The following is a 16,209-nucleotide window of genomic DNA, read 5'->3' on the forward strand; positions in this document are numbered from 1 at the left end:
TACATCGGTCCAATGCAGGTCCCGGATTTTCAAGCATAGACCAAGAGCAAATTACGCCCGCCGAAAACGACATGAAGGCCGCCTCAGGCAATATCAAAGGTATAGAGTACCCAATAGGCCAGGGGACACATCCCGTCCTGTAATAGGCGTTCGTGCTGTGTCGTGGCGCAGACGTTAGCTCGCTTGCAATCGAAGCCGAAGCGACGCGGCCACAGATTCAAGGAGAACGTGATACGCTCGGTCGACAATTTCGTCCAGCGAGCGCGTACGGGCGAACATGGCTTGCGCCCGACCGAGCAACTCGTTGCGAGTCGGCATCCTGTTCAGATGAACGGCCGGCAGCGCGTCGACGGCATGACACTTTGCTTCGTTAATCGCTTCCCGCAGGGCGGACAGTTCGGATGAGTGCATCGCTGACGTAATTGCAAGCGCAATGCGCTCAGGATTAAAACGGTTAGCAAGCTGCTCGGCCGCTCGATTGATGACCCTCGCTCCGAGCCGATGTTGGTTGCGCCTCACCTGCTCGGGCGGCGCCTTCAGGTCCCAGACGATCCCCAGGAGAGATAGCGCCTTTAAGATGTAGAAGGTCATGTCAACTTCCCACCAACGGAAGCCTTGGCGAACGCTGCTTTGATAGGCGTGATGATTGTTGTGCCAGCCTTCGCCCATCGTAAGCAGCGCCAGCAGCCAATTGTTGCGAGAATCATCCCCAGTTACGTACCGCTTGCGTCCGTGAACATGCGCGAGAGAGTTGATGCAAAAGGTCGCGTGATAAAGCAGCACCGTGCTCCACAAGAAGCCGACCACCAGTCCTGACCATCCCGCGACGAGAAAACAGCAGGCGGCGAGTGCTATTGCAGGCAAGACCTCAAATTTGTGCAACCACCTCAATTCGGGAAACGATGCGAGATCCGCAACTTTAACAAGGTCAGTCGCGTCGTGCTGTCGCGCGAAAATCCAGCCAACATGGCTGTAAACGAAACCTTTATGCCGGGGCGAATGCACATCTCGATCGGTATCGGAATGCAAATGATGATGCCTGTGCTTGGCCGCCCACCACAGAACGCTCTTTTGGGCGCTGCTTTGAGCAAGCGCTGCTAGAATGAACTGAAACAGTCTGCTGGTAGAGTAGGACCGATGCGATAAGTACCGATGATACCCTGCACCGATGGCGAACATGCGCAGCCAATAGATCGCTATACCGATAACGGCCGCCTGCCACGTAATGCCGGACCAGAACGCTGCGGCGCATCCCAGATGGATCAATGCAAATGGAAGAGCTGACGGGTAGACGATATCATCATGCTGTTCGTCGACGTCGAGCTTCGACATATCAACAGGTCCCAATAGCTTCCTGTCAGGCGTATGCAAAGGATGCCTAAAAGGCTGGCTCAAATCGCTTAGCGAGCCCCCTCAGTCGCTCGACAAAAAAGAGCCCCGCTGCTGGGCGCGCCAAGCGGCGGGGGTCTTTACCAGAAGCTTTGCCGGTACATCCGCGGTCAAAGCGTTGGCGGCGAGGGCGGAAGTTTATCCAGCGCGCAGATTTTCCGCGGCAGATTTGCCGGTCCGGCGGTCTGCGACGACCTCGAAGGAAACCTTCTGTCCCTCATTGAGAGTGCTCAGGCCCGCACGTTCGACCGCGCTGATATGAACGAAGACATCCTGGCTGCCCTGATCCGGCTGAATAAAGCCGAAGCCCTTTTGGTTGTTGAACCACTTCACTGTTCCCGTTGTCATGGGAGATCGTCCTTCGATGTGTGTATTTGAGACCGCGCTAAACGCTATCGGTTAACTCGAGATCTGGGAGGAGGGTCGTCAGTCAGGCGCGCTATTCGCGGCGAGGCCAAGTCGTTCGGCCGAAAACTCGAATGTTTAAGACATAGTTACATTGCAGTCGCAGCGCAAGGGAATGTTTGCGGATCGCGCTTAAGGGCCCATGTGCCATTTCAGCGCTCCTGCGGCGCGGTTTTCCCCTACCGAGCACATGGGCACCATCTCACGAGACGGCCAGCCTTGAACGCGATGTCTGCGGAGGGGCCCTCAGGAGCTGGAACACGGGCTCGCAATCGGAACGAGGCCAATTGGAACACGAGATTCGCGTTCGGTCAGCGCAAGCCTTGCACCAGCGCCGAACTTCGCACTTTCCCTTGGCTTGCGTTTAAGCCAGACTTATACTCGCACATGACGATAAGGACTAAATCACCAAAACGCACTCGCCCATCCACTGTTCAAGATCCCATGATGGGGTTTCGGGCGCCGCCGTTGTTGCGAGCCTCTATCGTAAAATGGGCTGAGAACCAGGCTGACAGACCTACGTTACCAGAAGCCGTCCGGCGCTTGGTCGAGCTAGGACTGACGGCGAAGACGGAGCGCCGTTCCGGGAACGAAGGGCAGAAACAGCGCGCCCGTACAATGGCCGGTGAGACGATCGACGAGATGGCCGATGCCACAGCCAATCAGCACACTCGGGCCAGCCGCAAGCGACGCCTCCTCAAAGGACCGGAAGAGTTTCAGGATGTGCGAGTGGATCGGCGCGGAAGAAAGACATGAGTCATGCACGCCACTCACTGGCTGGTCGAATTGGGGGTGAAATCCGAGAAGTGACCGATGAGGGCGCAAACGAGAATGAAACGCGCCTTCGTCAACATCGCACGCTAACAAGATCACCACGACACAGACCGGGAGAGTAACCGAGCCGGGTCGCTATATGTCAAGCTTGGATGGCCTACGTTACGCGGCCCGATCTCGGCGTCCGGCGGCATTAGGTCAACCATACTGCCTGTGTGGCCTCACTGAAGCTCCCGATAGTGTTCACTGCATCACAGTACAGAGCAGCCGCAAATCTTAGGGGAAGAAATATGTCACATGCCTACAAGGCGAATGAAGACGTTCACCACCAGCCTCAAGGACCACAGGGTCGTGCCGCAACTGACCAGTCGATGATCTACACCATCGTTCGGCGTATGCCGATTGAGGCAGACGGGCGGATTAGATACCGCATCAAGAGTAAGTCAGAGAATATTGAGCGAGTAGTTACCGAGGATCAGCTTTCCTATCCTCAGTGATTTCTATGACGTAGGACTCCGATTGTGCTGAATGATCGCGAAAACATCCTGAACGCACTCCGTGAGAAGCCGCTCAAACTCTACGAAGTCATGAAACGTGCCAATGTCGTGAATGAGGAAACTTGCCAATCGCTTCTGTTGAAAATGCGAGAGGAAGGCTTGGTCAAGTTCGATATCCATAAGGGGCGCTGGCTCATCGGATGATTCGCAAATTGCGCCCCGTCCAGCACTGATCGCAGAAAGATCGCTACGCGATTAAGGAGGCATTTCCGAGTTGGCGTTGCCTCGGCGGAGACCTAAACCGGCCCGCAGGTTTCATGTGGCTGATCTGCATCCCCTCCGGCCGCAACCACTTGTAAGCCGTGATTTCCTGCTTCTCGGTGAGTTGATGATGTGTGGGGCACATAAGGACCCTTTCGGGCAGGACCTGCCCCTCAGCAGCTCGGTTTGCGGTCACCGCCATCAGTTTCTACCAGCGAGGGCCTGCAGGTTGGGCGCCCGCCGACCGTAATGCAGAAGCTTTAACGTCACTCGGTTTCCTGAGGTCGGTGAAAGTCGGAATTCGAGGCTAGTTTTGGTCGTCCATGTAACACCGAGAATCCTGGATTCTTGCTATTCTCGCTTAGGGAGAGGACCTCAGCCGCAGCGTTCGAGCAAGTTTCTTTCTAGTTTCTCTCCCTCCGCCATATGGCGATTGAAGTCGAATGGCGGAAACGCGCCGCAGGCGTGATTCCGGCGGAGCCGAGAGCGCGGCCCAAAGGGCAACGCCATTCCCCTATCTTGCCAACGGCGTCGCTGGCTGGCCCTTCGCCAGAGCTACGGCGGTTTGTTGAGTGGCCTCAAGCGCAGCCTGAACGTCAGGGCGCACGCCGACGCCTCCCCAGTTGCTGTGCGTGATCGGATTTTCAGCCCTGCCAGTCGGCACGACAACGAAGAGGTCGGAACCTAGTTCATTCAGACCGCCTGGATTCGCTCCTCCGCGTGTTGTTGCGCCAACCACAGTTGCGCGCTTGAGCATTTGCAGGTCGTAGGCAAACTCCTCACCCGCCGAATAAGTCTTTGGGCCAACCAGCACATAGACGGGCTTGCCAAGATAGTGCACCGGCGTCGATGAACTCCAAAACGACTCCGTTCTGAAAGTCGAAGTCCCACGATTGCGCCAGATGAGGTCGTTGATATGAACACGCTTGCCGGGATCGAGGAAGAAACTGACAAGGTAGGCTACAGACGCCGGATGTCCGCCGCCATTGTCCCGCATGTCGATGATGAGCGCGGCGGTGTCCGACAGGTTACGCATGGCGTCGTCGGCTGCCGGATTAAAGACCTCGGGCGGAACGAACCGCGCCAAGTGGATGTATCCGATATTGCCGTCTAATCGTTTCACCTCAAAGCCGGCATCCTGCGGCGTGGTCGGCGGAGGCTGGTTACGGAACGGCGAGCCAAAGATCACCCTCATATGGCTGTCGTTGGTGATCGCACGGAGTTGCTCGGTCAGTTGCAGCGCAAACTGAGCTGGATCGGTTACGCCGGCATAGGCGTTCGTTCTCAATGCCTTCTCTAGCGCATCCGCCGCCTGCATGCCCACATCCGGGAACACATAACCCTCGCGCAACTCGACAGCGATGCCGCCGATCACCTTTCTGACCGTTGTCTGATCCAAGAGCACGCTTTGCGCCGTATCGGAAGCCACCTCGGCACTTGCCGTTGATGGCGCGGCCACAAGTGTAGAAATTGTCGCGAAGCAGGCGATAAGAAATGACGATCGACGATACAGCATCTGGCTCCCGGTTACGGTCGGATTCATTACAACAGGTGCCAATTTTAGGACAGATCTGTGGCGAACGCTAATCGCCACAGAGTGCCGAAGCCGCGCTTGCCGACGATTGATCGCGAGCCAACCGCGTTCGCCGGACCGGCCGCGTGCGATTTCCGTCCCCCACGGATTAAGCTATCATCCGATTCGAGCGCGGCCCACGCCTCCCCCCTCCGATCGGGAAAGTATCACTCATACCGGGCCACCTGATCATCGAACCGACTGTTCGAGCGCCAAGCATAAGGAGGGATTGCGAAGATTGCTCGCAATAGGAGGTTGCCGATGAAGCTGTCTGCGCCGATTTACCATTGAAGCACAAAGCCAAACGACTATCCCGCGGGGAAGGTATTCCACTCCATGTCGCGCTGAATCGCATAGCCCTTCAGGAAGGCTATAGCGATTGGAGCCTGCTTGCGGCGAAGCTGTCCGCGTCCAGGCCTGCTGGCAAGCTGCTTGCGCGATTGAAGCCTGGTGACCTGGTGCTGGTGGGCGCGCGCCCGGGCCAAGGCAAGACGCTGATGAGTCTTGAGCTCGCCGTCGAAGCCATGAAAGCCGGCAATCGCGCCGTGTTCTTCACGCTGGAATATACGGAAAAAGACGTTCTGGATCGCTTCCAGGCAATCGGGGCGGAGTACGCGCGGTTCGACGGACTGTTCGAGCTCGACTGCTCCGACGCGATAAGTGCCGATTACATCACAAGGATGTTGGCGACAGCGGCTCGCGGCACCCTGGTGGTGGTGGACTATCTGCAATTGCTGGATCAGAGACGTGAAAACCCCGGATTGGCAGAGCAGGTTCGCGTGCTGAAATCGTTCGCGCGAGACCGGGGGCTCATCATCGTCTTCGTCTCGCAGATCGATCGATCATACGATCCGGCGAGGAAGACGTGTCCTGACATTGGCGATGTCCGGCTGCCCAATCCGCTGGACTTGCGGCTGTTCAACAAGACCTGCTTCTTGAACAAAGGTGAGGTCCAGTTCCGGGCCGTGAGCTAGCGCGGGCCAATTCGGTCTTGCTCCTGTCGTGTGCCAAATCGATCGCGCGCGACAGGGCCGCAACGTCCCGTTCCATCCGTTTCTGATACCGCCAATGATGCATTTGGCGGCTGTTTGCGCCGTCGCGACGCGCGACAGAAACCAATCGTTAGGACTCTGTTGGGACCGATTTTCGCGGCTTCGATTCGTTCTTTGAGAACGAAGTAAAGTCAGATGCAGAACAAGGCGATGCCATCCAACTTTGTTTCTTCTTCGTCTCTGTGCACTTTTGAACAAACTCGCGGTCGCGATAGGAAACTGGTGTTGTCCCTCTTGGGCGAAGAATTGCGCGCTTGCGAAACTCTCCGCCGCCGCGCTGCCTCGCGCCGCCCTGTTGGAACAAAAGCGCGCAATATCGGGTTGGCTCACTACTTGTCCAAGGAGGAGAGCAATGGATTGGAATCGCGTTGAGGGCAACTGGAAGGCAATGAAAGGCAAGGTCAAGGAGCAGTGGGGAAAGCTCACCGATGATGACCTCGACGTCATCGCGGGAAAGCAGGACCAACTCGAAGGACGTTTGCAGCAACGCTACGGCTATGCGAAGGACCAGGCCAGAAAAGAGATCGATGACTGGTATGGTCGTCAGAACTGGTAACTTCAAGAAGCCCCGCTTTTGCGGGGCTTACTTTTGATCGGAAGATCCAAGTTTCGACCTCCTTCCGGACAGGAACAAAATGTCGCACCGGCACGTTCTTCGTCCACAATCGGAATGGAGGAATGAGATGAGGAGCTACCTTCTTGCCGCCACCATGATCGTATTGTTTGCCGCCCCCGCTCTGGCTGAAGACGTTGGCGTTGGGGTTGGGGTTCAGGCCGGACCGGTTGGCGGTGGCGTCACTATTGGTGAGCCTCGCGATCACCGCGACCGCGATCGGACCACCGTCATCAAAGAGCGTGAGCCTCGCGATACCGACAGAACGACGGTCATCAAGAAAGAAAACGAGGACGGATCTCGCGAGAAAACCGTCATCCATCATGACAACGACTGACTGGAAAGCTGGTGAAGACAGCCGGTAACAGCCGAAGAAGTTGGAAAGGCAGTCGGGCCGCCAGGCGGGCATTCTACTAGAGCATTTTCGGTTCTGATTGAATCAGAACCGAAGCTCTCGATTCTTGCTTTGACGCGTTTTCTTCACGCGAACCGGTGTCCACTTCGCTCGAAAACGCTCTAATCCGCAAGATACTGCGCGGGCCCTTCAAGTCCTAAAAGAGCCTCCGTTGCTGGCCAGCGGGGGCTTTTCTCATACGGGGCGTTTTGTTGGAGATCGGAAATGGGAACGAACGATCGCTCTCGGCGCTTGGCTGGCATGTTCTGCCCGCAATGCTCTGTTCGAGAAAGCCGGACAATACGAGGCGCAGATTTCGATCAACGCGTGACTGTTCGCGCCGTCCGCAAGCCCGGCCGAAACCAATCGTTAGGACTCTGTCGGGACTGATTCTTCCGATATCGATTCGTTCTTTGAGAACGAAGTGGAGCCGTATGCAGAACAGTCAAAGGCAAGGTGCCTCGCAACGACGATGCCGACGCTCGCGATACAATTTCAGGGAAAGAACCGATCCTCTAGACCGTCGTTGAAGCCAGAGGAATTTGAACAATCTCGGTGTCCTCTTCATTTGTCACCAAGATGAAGTTTCCTTCGCGCACCATCTCCGGTTTTTCCGTTCCGATCCTGTGAGCGATGAAGCTCCCGTGATCCCTGGCCTCGTCGTCATTCGTACACGCATGGCCGGACAGGTCATGAGCTTCGATTTGGCCAGCTAGATGGAAGAAATACCTGGGCATGTCGGCCAACTGCAATTCGGCTTGCTTGTTCCTAAATCAAACAGCGCGCCCCGCCCTGGGCGTGCTAGTCGCCTTTTTTGTCACCGCTCGGGGGCGCCGGCCTGGGTGGTGGTGGGCTGCCCACGCTTCCGGGTGTACCGCCGGTCCGGGCTCCAGGTTTGAGTGGCGGGGCGCTCCCGCCCACGGCGCCTGTTGCGGCGGCCGGGTCGCCAGGCCTGGGCGGCGGTGGACTGCCGACGCCTTGCGCAAACACCTGAATTGGCGCGAGTGCGAGAGCTGCGGCGATCAGTATGGAGAGCTTGCTTTTTGACATTCGCTTCTCCCAATGATGTCTCACGATAACCTTCGGGCTAGGTGCAAAGTTCCTCATCGACACCGACCAGTGAAGCAAGTCCTGATAATCCTTGAAGCTGGTCTCGCATTGATGTTCTACGGAGTGGTTCAAGGCCTTCTTCTTCCATCGTTCGATGGGAAGCGATCAATAGTCGCCGTCCTCGGGGCGCATATCTGCGACGAGGTGCGATTTCTGCGATTTGCGCACAAGTCTTTCAAGCGCGGCGCACTTTTTCCGAATCGGTGTTCCGCGATAGCTCTCTTGTCAGATCAGTTGCAGCCATTGCGAGTCAGGCGGGCATGTCCCTCAAACGATTACCAGAACCACGCTGTTGCGTGGGCGATGATTGCTGCCGTGATCCTCACCAAGGACTTTACGGAGAAACGAGATGACCAGCCTCAAGATATCAGTCGCTTCGGCCATGCTGCTTTCGGCTGTGGCGGCGGCGCCGGTGTTCGCGCAGCAAGCGATTCAGGAGCCCGGCCTGCGGGCATTCTATTACCCCAACTCGGATGTGCTGAATTCGGGCGCGAGCGCAAACAAGCTTGTGAATGACGCCAGCGCCTACGCGGCAATGGAAGGCGGTCGTGCTTCGCAATGTGCTCCGCGGGTTCGGTCTCAGAAATCCGGATCGCGGGCCGTTGCAGCAGCGGACAATCGGCAGCTTCGCTGCGACTGACGCTTCGTCCATCCTGAACCTCTAACGACAGTGCGGGTCTGCTTCGGCGGCCCGCGCTTTCACACGCTGAGAGCTGGAGAGCTTCGGTCGCTTCCCTGGTCCCGGATCTCGCTCGGGTCCTCGGAAAGCAACGCGCGAATTTCTCGCAGCTCCTCCAGGATGAAATTCAGCACCACGCGCGTGCGCGGCGCAAGATGCCGACGTGAGGAGTAGACCAGGCTGAACGGAATGTTCGGCGACGGGAAGTTGTTCAGGACGCGGACGAGCTGGCCGCTGCGCAGATCGTCGAACACATCGACCAGCGCGAGATAGGCAATCCCGTATCCATCTCTCGCCGCCAGATGCACCGCGCTGGCGTCGTTGGCGAGGAATCCTCCCGATACGCGAATTTGCTGGGTGCCTTTGTTGGTCACGAACGTCCACATATCCGGATGCTGGCTGGTGGCGTGGACGATGCAGGTGTGCTGTGCAAGTTCGGCGGGCAAGGAAGGTGCGCCATGCTTTTCGACATAGCTCGGTGCCGCCACGGCGACGCGCGAAATCGTGCCGGCATGACGAACGACCAGCGATGCATCGGCGATTTCGCCGACGCGCATCGCAAGATCGAGACGATCTTCGATCATGTCACCAATCCGATCACTCACCACCAGCTCGACCTTCAGCCCCGGGTGATCCGCCAGCAACTCGGGCAGACGGCGCGCGAGGAAGCGAGCTGCGGTGCCGGTCACGCCGACGCGGACCAGTCCGATGGGAGAGGCGCTCTGTCGTCCCACGGCCGTCAGCATGCCCTCGACGCCGTCCAATATCGGTCGCGCGAGGAGGACAAGCATCTGTCCGTCATCGGTGAGGCTGATCTTTCGCGTGGTGCGATGGAATAAGCGAACGCCGAAGTGCTCTTCGAGCTGCGAAATCTGGCGGGCGACCGCGGCCTGGCTCACATCACGCTCGCGCGCGACGGCGGAAAACGAAAGAACTTCCGCTACGCGTACGAGAATGCCGAGGCTGCCGAGAAGGTCCATCGCCGGTGCGCCTGTTCTCTAAGGCTCCGCCACCTGCAGACGCGCTTTCTCCAGCCTTTCCTTGAGAGAGAATAGTTTTCCACTGAGCTCATCGAGTTCGCCGGGCGCGAACTCCGCGAAGATAAATTCAATCAATGAATCTCGTCGCGGCGCCAATCCTTCCAGATGCTCCAACGCTCGATGCGTCAGCGACAGGTTGACGATTCGTCCGTCTCGTCGCGATGTCTTTCTCTGGATTAAGCCCTCTTTCTCAAGGATTTTTGACTGCGTTGTGACAAACGACGCTTCGACGTTCAAAATTTTCGAAACCTTGCCGACCGACAACCCGCTGTCATCGCCGGCATCGGCGAGGATCAGCATGATCTTCCATTGCGGGCCGGTGATTCCGAGCGTTTTCGCCCAGGACTGATAGAGTTCATCAAGAGATGCGTGGAGCGACGCTATTTCCCGACCAAACTGTCGAATAGAGTCTCGCTTCCTCATTGCGAATACATCTGCTCCGTTCATTGGTCATGTCACCGAGTGTATCTTGGCTGCAACAAGATCGATTTTGTTGTCATTTGGTAATGGTGTTATCTAGATCATGACAAATAAGTTCGTTACTTATGCTCGGGCAAGGGGGCTGGTCGGCTCGACGCGATAAATTTTCCGTCAGCTTGGGACACTTGTAATTGGGCATTACGCGAGAGCGATGGGTCTCAGGCCGCTCGTTCCGCTTCGACTGACACCAGTCCGTCAGATCAGGAGGTTGCAATAAAATGACTGTCGTTAGGACATTCGTACTTGGTGGGGCCGCAAGCCTCATCACTCTGGCGGGCGCGCAGGCGGCCGATCTTCCGGTGAAGGCGAAGGCCGTCGAATATGTGAAGGTCTGCTCGCTGTACGGCGCCGGCTTCTGGTACATCCCGGGCACCGACACCTGCATGAAGATCGGCGGCTATCTGCGCGTGGACGCCACCTTCAACGGCGGTATCCATGGCACGCCGGCGTGGAACGGCGATATCGGTCAGGGGAACCGTTATCGCGATTACTTCGCCGCTCGTTCCCGTATGGCGCTGACGATCGATACCCGCACCGCCACCGAATATGGCGTGGTCCGCACCTTCGGCCAGGCCGACTTCCAGTTCTCGACGCTCGGCGGCAGCACCTACAACCCGAACTCGATCAATACCGGCCTGCCGGTTGCCGGCTCGCAGTTGCTCGACACTCCCGGCGGCGGCTATGTCGCGGTCGAATACGTCTTCATTCAGTTTGCCGGTTTCACGTTTGGTAAGTCCGCTTCCGCCTACGCTACTCCGTGGCAGGGCTTCCCGGGCAACATCAACTCCAACCTGCTCGGCGGCCAGAACACCGACACCGGTGTGAACAACATCCAGTACACCGCGCAGTTCGGCAACGGCGTGTCGGCCAGCATCGGCTTGGACGATCCGACGGTCTGGGATCGCACCGCGGTCTACAACCTGTCGCTGCCTCTGAACGCGACGTTCAACTCGGGCAACGCCTATGCGGGCGTTCACTCGCCTGACGTGGTCGGCAACATCCGCGTCGACCAGGCTTGGGGTCTGTTCCAGATTTCGGCCGCGGCGCATGAAGTGAGCGGCTCCTACAACACGCTCAACGCGGCTGGCGCGCCAGCCGGCGGCGTGGGTCTGCCGGGTGCGGCACCGACCGGAGCGTCCGAGCTTTCCGGTCACCCTGACACCAAGTGGGGTGGCGCGGCGATGATCGGCGTGAACATCAAGAACATCCCGACCGGCCCCGGCGACGACATCAAGTTCGACGTCAGCTACGCCAAGGGCGCGACCAAGTACGTGATCTCCTCCTCGTCAGCCTCGCCGAGCTTCGCGATGTTCGGCGGCGGCGGCGCGGGCGCCTACCAGAGCATCGGCTTCGGTGCCACCACCGACGGCGTCTACCTGCCGGTCGCGGCCGGCGGCGACGGATCGCTGCATCTGACGGAAGCCTTCGGCATCCGCGGCGCTTTCAACCACAACTGGGATCCCTACTGGTCGACCAGCGTCTTCGGCAGCTATTCGGCAGTCCGGTATGATGGTGCGGCGAAGGCGTTCATGTGCCTCAACTACACCACGCCGGCCAAGGCGGTCAGCGCGGACTTCGTCTGCAACCCGAACTTCAACGTGTCGCAGCTCGGTGCGGTCACTCGCTGGACCCCGGTCAAGAACCTGACCTTCTCGGCCGAATTCCAGTGGTTCCACCTCGACCAGAGCTTCCAGGGCACCGCCGTCCTGGGCCCGTCGGCGCCCAAGCCGGCCGCCCGCTACGAGTTCAAGGACCAGGATACCTTCCTGCTCCAGCTCCGCGCGCAGCGTAACTTCTGAGGACAAAGAGCCGCAGCACGCCTGCGGTTCTACCAACGTCAACAGAGACCTGCCGCAAACAGTTCTTCGTGTTGACCTCCAGGGACCTCCGGCGATGCCCCGCCGGAGGTCTTTCCTTTTGGCATGACATATTGTTCACGTGACATGGTGTCCGCGCGACATATTGTTGTTGCGTCCGGTTCCGCATTTGCTCATATTTTATGCAGAACTAGCCGGTGAATTTCGATTTTCGCTCTGGCGTTTCCTATGGCGGCCGATGCAGCATTCCGCGCCCTGTCGGCGCTCTAGGGTCGCTTCCATAAGGAGCAGTCGGGGACGCCGTCGGTTATGCCCATCCTGTCCCGCGAGCATAATGAATCAGCAGAAATGTCTTACCTTGACGGTTCCCTGGGCTATGCCCTCCACCGGGCGCAACTGGCGGTCTTTGAGGGAATTCTTCAGTGTTTCGCTGAGTCCGACGTAACGGCTGCGGAATTCCTGGTGCTTGTGGTGGTGGCGGAGAACCCCGGCATCAACCAGGCTGATCTCGCCAAGAGCCTTGAAGTGGAGCGCCCGAGGATCGTTCCGACCCTCAACAGCCTGGAACAGCGCGGATTAGCCAAGCGCACCCAGGTCGCGCAAGATGCCCGCGTCAGGCAGATCCACCTTACCAAGAGCGGCCATCAGCTCGTGAAGGTGCTGCAACGGCGCGCCCGGGACCATCAGAAAAGGGTCATGGCGCGGCTCGACGAAACCGAGGCAAAGGTGATTCTCTCCTGCCTCTGGAAACTCGCAGGGCGAGATTGTCCCGACGAAGAGCGCATCCGTCGGAACGGAGCACAAGTCCGCAGCGTCTGAGCCTTCGCTGCGAACGTGCTGATGAGCCGCTGGTCCCGCTGCTCGGCGTCATTCCGGCTGACGATCACGCCTGGACGTTGATCAGCTTCGCCGCGGTCAGGCCGAGGATGTCGGCCTTCTCATCGCTCAATGACGTGCATGCGAAGATGTGGTCGACCGGCTGCAACTGCCACGGATAAGGATAGTCGCTGCCCAGCACGAGCTGGGACGCGCCGACCTGCGCGGCCAGATGCCGGATGGCCTCCGGCGAGAACACCAGCGAATCGAAATAGATCTGCTTGAGATATTCGGTCGGCCGCTTCTTCAGCTTGATGTCGGGATTGCAATTGGCCGGGCTGACCAGGCAGGCGTGATCCGCACGATCCGCATAGGAAGGCAGATAACCGCCGCCATGCGCGGCGATGATCTTCAACCCGGGGAAACGGTCGAACGTGCCTTCGAAGATCAGGTGCGCCAGCGCAATGCTGGTCTCGGTCGGGTAGGCAACGAGGTTGGAGAGCCAGCCGTTACCGGCGAGATGCTTGTTCAATTCCGCGATGCCCTGCGGATGGATGAACAAGGGGACGCCAAGCTCTTCAGCCTTGGCCCAGACCGGGTGAAATTTGGGATCGGAAAACGGCATGCCCTCGACCATGCCGCCGATGGCTGCGCCTTTCAGCCCCTGCTTCTTGACCGCTGTCTCCAGCTCCTTCACCGCAAGATCGGGTGCCTGCAGCGTCAGCGACGCGAAGCCGGCAAAACGATCCGGCTTGGATGCACAAAGCTCGGCGAGCTTTTCGTTCTGCATCTGCACGATTTTGCCGGCGAGCTCACGATCGCGGCTGTACCAGAACGGATTGATCGACAGCACTTCCATGTCGACCGCCTGCGCGTCCATCGCCGCCAGCCGCTGATCGAGACTGATGAATGCTTCCTCGGCGCCGCGCACCGGAGGGACCTGGATCTTGCCGGCATCGTTGCCCAGCAGTGCGCCGGCCTCCCGGATCTGGCAATGCGCGTGAACGTCGATGGTCTTCACACGCTTGCCGTTGACACTGACCGGCAGCGTCTGGCGCGCCGGCTGCTGCGCGTGCGCGCTCCGCAACAGACCGCAACTGCAGAACATGATGCTGGCGGCAGCGCCGCCCTTCAAGAAGTTTCGACGGGTGGTCACGCGGGTTCCTCCCAGTTTTATTTTTGAAGCCCGCAAGGTAAGGTAGAAAAAGCGGCCTCAGCAAGGCAGCCGGTGCGCGGCGCACAAATGCAACCGCGGTTAGAGCGCTCTTTTCAGAGGTGCTTTTCGAAGAACGTGTCCGGATACGGATCGTCGTTGAAACGCTCGATCTCGTTCCAGCCGCGGTTGCGGTAAAGCTGCTGCGCCTCGGGCAGCGCGCTGTTCGTATCGAGACGCAGGACCTTGATGGACAACTCGCGGGCGATGTTCTCGGCCGCCTCCATGAGACGACGTGCGAGCCCAAGGCCGCGTGCTGATGGCGCGACCCACAGCCGCTTGATTTCCGCGATCTCGCCGCCACCGCCCTTCAGTCCGACGCAGCCGATCAGCAAGCCGTCCGACATCGCGACGAGGAATGCGCCGCGCGGGCGGATCAAATTCACGGCCTCCGGATCGCGAGACAGCGAGACGTCGAAGCCTTTCTCAAAGCGGCGCGCGAGTTCGGCATAATATTCGCCGAGGCAATATCTGGCGTCGTCGCGCCTCGGGTCCATTTCCTCGAGCACGATGCGGCCGCGCCCCAGCGCGGAAGCGACAAGGTCCATCGCGCGCAGAAGTTCTTCCTGCCGCGCGTGGCGGGCCAGGAAGTCTTTGGCTTGGGCGTTGGAGAGCGCTTCATAAGCGCGGAATTCGGAACGGCCGGCCTTGGTCAGCCGGGCGACGCGGCGCCGCGCATCCTCGGGATGCGGCACGGTCTCGATCAGGCCTTCGTCTTCCAGGCCGCGCAGCAGGCGGCTCATCAGGCCGGAGTCGAGCCCGAGATACTCGCGGATCGCCGCGACATCCGACTGCCCATGCCCAATTGCGTTGAGCACGCGGGCGCTGCCGAGCGGGCGTCCGCGCCCGAGAAAGGACGTGTCCAGGGCGCCCACCTCGGAGGTGACGGCACGGTTGAAGCGGCGGACACGCGCGATGGGGTCGAGCGGCATGATATCTGACTTTAGTCAGATAACTCGTCCTGTCAACCGGACAGGCGATTTGCGATGACGTTCCGCGCGGTGCCCTATCCAGGTCCGAAATCGCCGTCCTCACGTCCGGCGCGGTCACGCCGGCTTTATGCCGGCCTTTGCAATGACGTCACGCCATTTCGGGACTTCGTCTTCGATGCGCTTTCTCATGCCCTCGGGTCCGTTGGCGATGACCTCGAAGCCATCATTGCGCAACTGCTCAGCGATCTTCGGTGTCTTCAGGATCCCGATCGACTTGGCCGAAAGCAATTCGATTATGTCCACCGGCGTTTTCGCAGGCGCAAGAAAACCCTGAAACGTGTCCGAGATGAAATCTCTGTAGCCAAGCTCGACCATGGTCGGAACGTCGGGCAGATCGAACCAGCGATGCGCGCCGGTCACGGCCAACGCTTTTAGCGCGCCTGATTTGATATGCGGATGCGCCGGTGGCAGCGCCGCAAAAGCGACCTGCGTGGTTCCGGCAAGGATCGCCTGGATCGCAGGCCCCGCGCCCGAGAACGGCACATGAGTCATATTGGCCCCGCAGACGATCTTGAAGAGTTCGCCTGACAGATGCGGTGTCGTTCCGACGCCGGGACTCGCATAGTTCAGTTCGTTCGGATCGGCCTTGGCACGCGAGACGAGATCGGCGATCGAAGTCACGCCGAGATCGGGGGACACCAGAATCACGTTCGGCGAGGTACCGAGTTCGGCGATGGGCGCAAAATCCTTGTACGGATCATATGGGATCTTGGCATAAAGTCCGGGATTGACGACATAGGCGCTCGAGGTGACGAGCAGCGTGCAGCCGTCAGCGTCTGCATGCGCAGCAATCCCGATGCCGATATTGCCGCCCGCACCGGGACGGTTCTCGATCACCGCCGTTCCGCCGATCGCCTGGCCGAGATGGGTTGCGAGGACGCGCGCGATGATGTCGGTCGGCCCCGCCGGCGCGAATGGCACGATGATCTTGATCGGCCGGTCGGGATAGCTTCCTGCGCCGGCTGGTCCTGGCCTGAGGCTTGCGCCTGTTACCAGACCGATGAACGTTCCGCCGGCGTGCAGGATCTCCCGGCGCGACCGGTTCTTGTGTTTCCTCTCCTGCATTTTTCTTTTTCCTGTTCTGTCCCTAAAGCGGGATGACTT

At 59.1% G+C, this 16,209-nt stretch carries 15 protein-coding genes and 2 pseudogenes; 7 read left to right on the plus strand and 10 right to left on the minus strand.

Annotation, left to right across the window (positions count from 1 at the left end):
• Positions 1-174 precede the first annotated feature (174 nt).
• Both CWO89_RS04190 and CWO89_RS04195 read right to left on the minus strand, forming a co-directional pair.
• A complete protein-coding gene (locus CWO89_RS04190; protein WP_130577405.1) occupies positions 175-1,332 on the minus strand; it encodes an acyl-CoA desaturase in 1,158 nt (385 codons plus the stop codon).
• Positions 1,333-1,527: 195 nt separating this feature from the next.
• The gene (locus CWO89_RS04195; protein WP_028169253.1) at positions 1,528-1,737 is read right to left on the minus strand and encodes a cold-shock protein; all 210 of its coding nucleotides are present in this window, start codon (positions 1,735-1,737) and stop codon (positions 1,528-1,530) included.
• Positions 1,738-3,089: 1,352 nt separating this feature from the next.
• Between CWO89_RS04195 and CWO89_RS04205 the strand changes: the two genes are divergently transcribed.
• The gene (locus CWO89_RS04205; protein WP_130577407.1) at positions 3,090-3,269 is read left to right on the plus strand and encodes a hypothetical protein; all 180 of its coding nucleotides are present in this window, start codon (positions 3,090-3,092) and stop codon (positions 3,267-3,269) included.
• Between the two features lie 571 nt (positions 3,270-3,840).
• On the opposite strand, the gene CWO89_RS04210 is transcribed toward CWO89_RS04205, so the two are convergent.
• Positions 3,841-4,842 carry a S41 family peptidase gene (locus CWO89_RS04210; RefSeq protein ID WP_130577434.1) on the minus strand — a complete coding sequence of 334 codons (1,002 nt, stop codon included), beginning with the start codon at positions 4,840-4,842 and terminating at the stop codon, positions 3,841-3,843.
• 318 nt (positions 4,843-5,160) lie between these two features.
• Between CWO89_RS04210 and CWO89_RS04215 the strand changes: the two are divergent.
• From CWO89_RS04215 to CWO89_RS04225, 3 genes and pseudogenes are all read left to right on the plus strand, one after another.
• Positions 5,161-5,873: pseudogene (locus CWO89_RS04215) on the plus strand (DNA helicase).
• 430 nt (positions 5,874-6,303) lie between these two features.
• Positions 6,304-6,507: a CsbD family protein gene (locus CWO89_RS04220; RefSeq protein WP_130577408.1), complete on the plus strand. Its 204-nt coding sequence runs from the start codon at positions 6,304-6,306 to the stop codon at positions 6,505-6,507.
• Positions 6,508-6,634: 127 nt separating this feature from the next.
• A complete protein-coding gene (locus tag CWO89_RS04225) occupies positions 6,635-6,901 on the plus strand; it encodes a hypothetical protein (protein WP_130577409.1) in 267 nt (88 codons plus the stop codon).
• 572 nt (positions 6,902-7,473) lie between these two features.
• Here CWO89_RS04225 and CWO89_RS04230 read toward each other — a convergent pair.
• Positions 7,474-7,695 (minus strand): DUF6894 family protein, encoded by a 222-nt coding sequence (locus CWO89_RS04230; RefSeq protein WP_130577435.1) that lies wholly within the window; start codon positions 7,693-7,695, stop codon positions 7,474-7,476.
• A 382-nt stretch (positions 7,696-8,077) separates the two neighbouring features.
• Between CWO89_RS04230 and CWO89_RS04235 the strand changes: the two genes are divergently transcribed.
• On the plus strand, positions 8,078-8,584 hold the full coding sequence (locus CWO89_RS04235; protein ID WP_130577410.1) for a hypothetical protein: 507 nt from the start codon (positions 8,078-8,080) through the stop codon (positions 8,582-8,584).
• A gap of 183 nt (positions 8,585-8,767) precedes the next feature.
• Here CWO89_RS04235 and CWO89_RS04240 read toward each other — a convergent pair whose 3' ends face one another.
• The 3 genes and pseudogenes from CWO89_RS04240 to CWO89_RS04245 all read right to left on the minus strand — a co-directional run bounded on the left by CWO89_RS04240 (position 8,768) and on the right by CWO89_RS04245 (position 10,234).
• Positions 8,768-9,511: a substrate binding domain-containing protein gene (locus CWO89_RS04240; RefSeq protein WP_245475711.1), complete on the minus strand. Its 744-nt coding sequence runs from the start codon at positions 9,509-9,511 to the stop codon at positions 8,768-8,770.
• A 39-nt stretch (positions 9,512-9,550) separates the two neighbouring features.
• Positions 9,551-9,727, minus strand: a pseudogene (locus tag CWO89_RS47565) (helix-turn-helix domain-containing protein); the annotation flags it as partial.
• 18 nt (positions 9,728-9,745) lie between these two features.
• On the minus strand, positions 9,746-10,234 hold the full coding sequence (locus CWO89_RS04245; RefSeq protein ID WP_130577412.1) for a MarR family winged helix-turn-helix transcriptional regulator: 489 nt from the start codon (positions 10,232-10,234) through the stop codon (positions 9,746-9,748).
• A 251-nt stretch (positions 10,235-10,485) separates the two neighbouring features.
• Here CWO89_RS04245 and CWO89_RS04250 point away from each other — a divergent pair, with 251 nt between their 5' ends.
• Entirely contained in the window at positions 10,486-12,066 is a 1,581-nt protein-coding gene (locus tag CWO89_RS04250) for a porin (RefSeq protein ID WP_130577413.1), read from the plus strand.
• A gap of 327 nt (positions 12,067-12,393) precedes the next feature.
• Positions 12,394-12,903, plus strand: coding sequence for a MarR family winged helix-turn-helix transcriptional regulator (locus CWO89_RS04255; RefSeq protein WP_130577414.1), 510 nt, complete (start codon positions 12,394-12,396; stop codon positions 12,901-12,903).
• Positions 12,904-12,967: 64 nt separating this feature from the next.
• On the opposite strand, the gene CWO89_RS04260 is transcribed toward CWO89_RS04255, so the two are convergent.
• From CWO89_RS04260 to CWO89_RS04270, 3 genes are all read right to left on the minus strand, one after another.
• Positions 12,968-14,056: an amidohydrolase family protein gene (locus CWO89_RS04260; protein ID WP_130577415.1), complete on the minus strand. Its 1,089-nt coding sequence runs from the start codon at positions 14,054-14,056 to the stop codon at positions 12,968-12,970.
• 113 nt (positions 14,057-14,169) lie between these two features.
• Positions 14,170-15,045, minus strand: coding sequence for a bifunctional helix-turn-helix transcriptional regulator/GNAT family N-acetyltransferase (locus tag CWO89_RS04265; RefSeq protein ID WP_130577416.1), 876 nt, complete (start codon positions 15,043-15,045; stop codon positions 14,170-14,172).
• A gap of 114 nt (positions 15,046-15,159) precedes the next feature.
• The gene (locus CWO89_RS04270; RefSeq protein ID WP_130577417.1) at positions 15,160-16,170 is read right to left on the minus strand and encodes a Bug family tripartite tricarboxylate transporter substrate binding protein; all 1,011 of its coding nucleotides are present in this window, start codon (positions 16,168-16,170) and stop codon (positions 15,160-15,162) included.
• Positions 16,171-16,209: the final 39 nt, after the last annotated feature.

It is taken from the genome of Bradyrhizobium sp. Leo170 (assembly GCF_004296405.1).
In the GTDB taxonomy this organism is placed as follows: Bacteria; Pseudomonadota; Alphaproteobacteria; order Rhizobiales; family Xanthobacteraceae; genus Bradyrhizobium.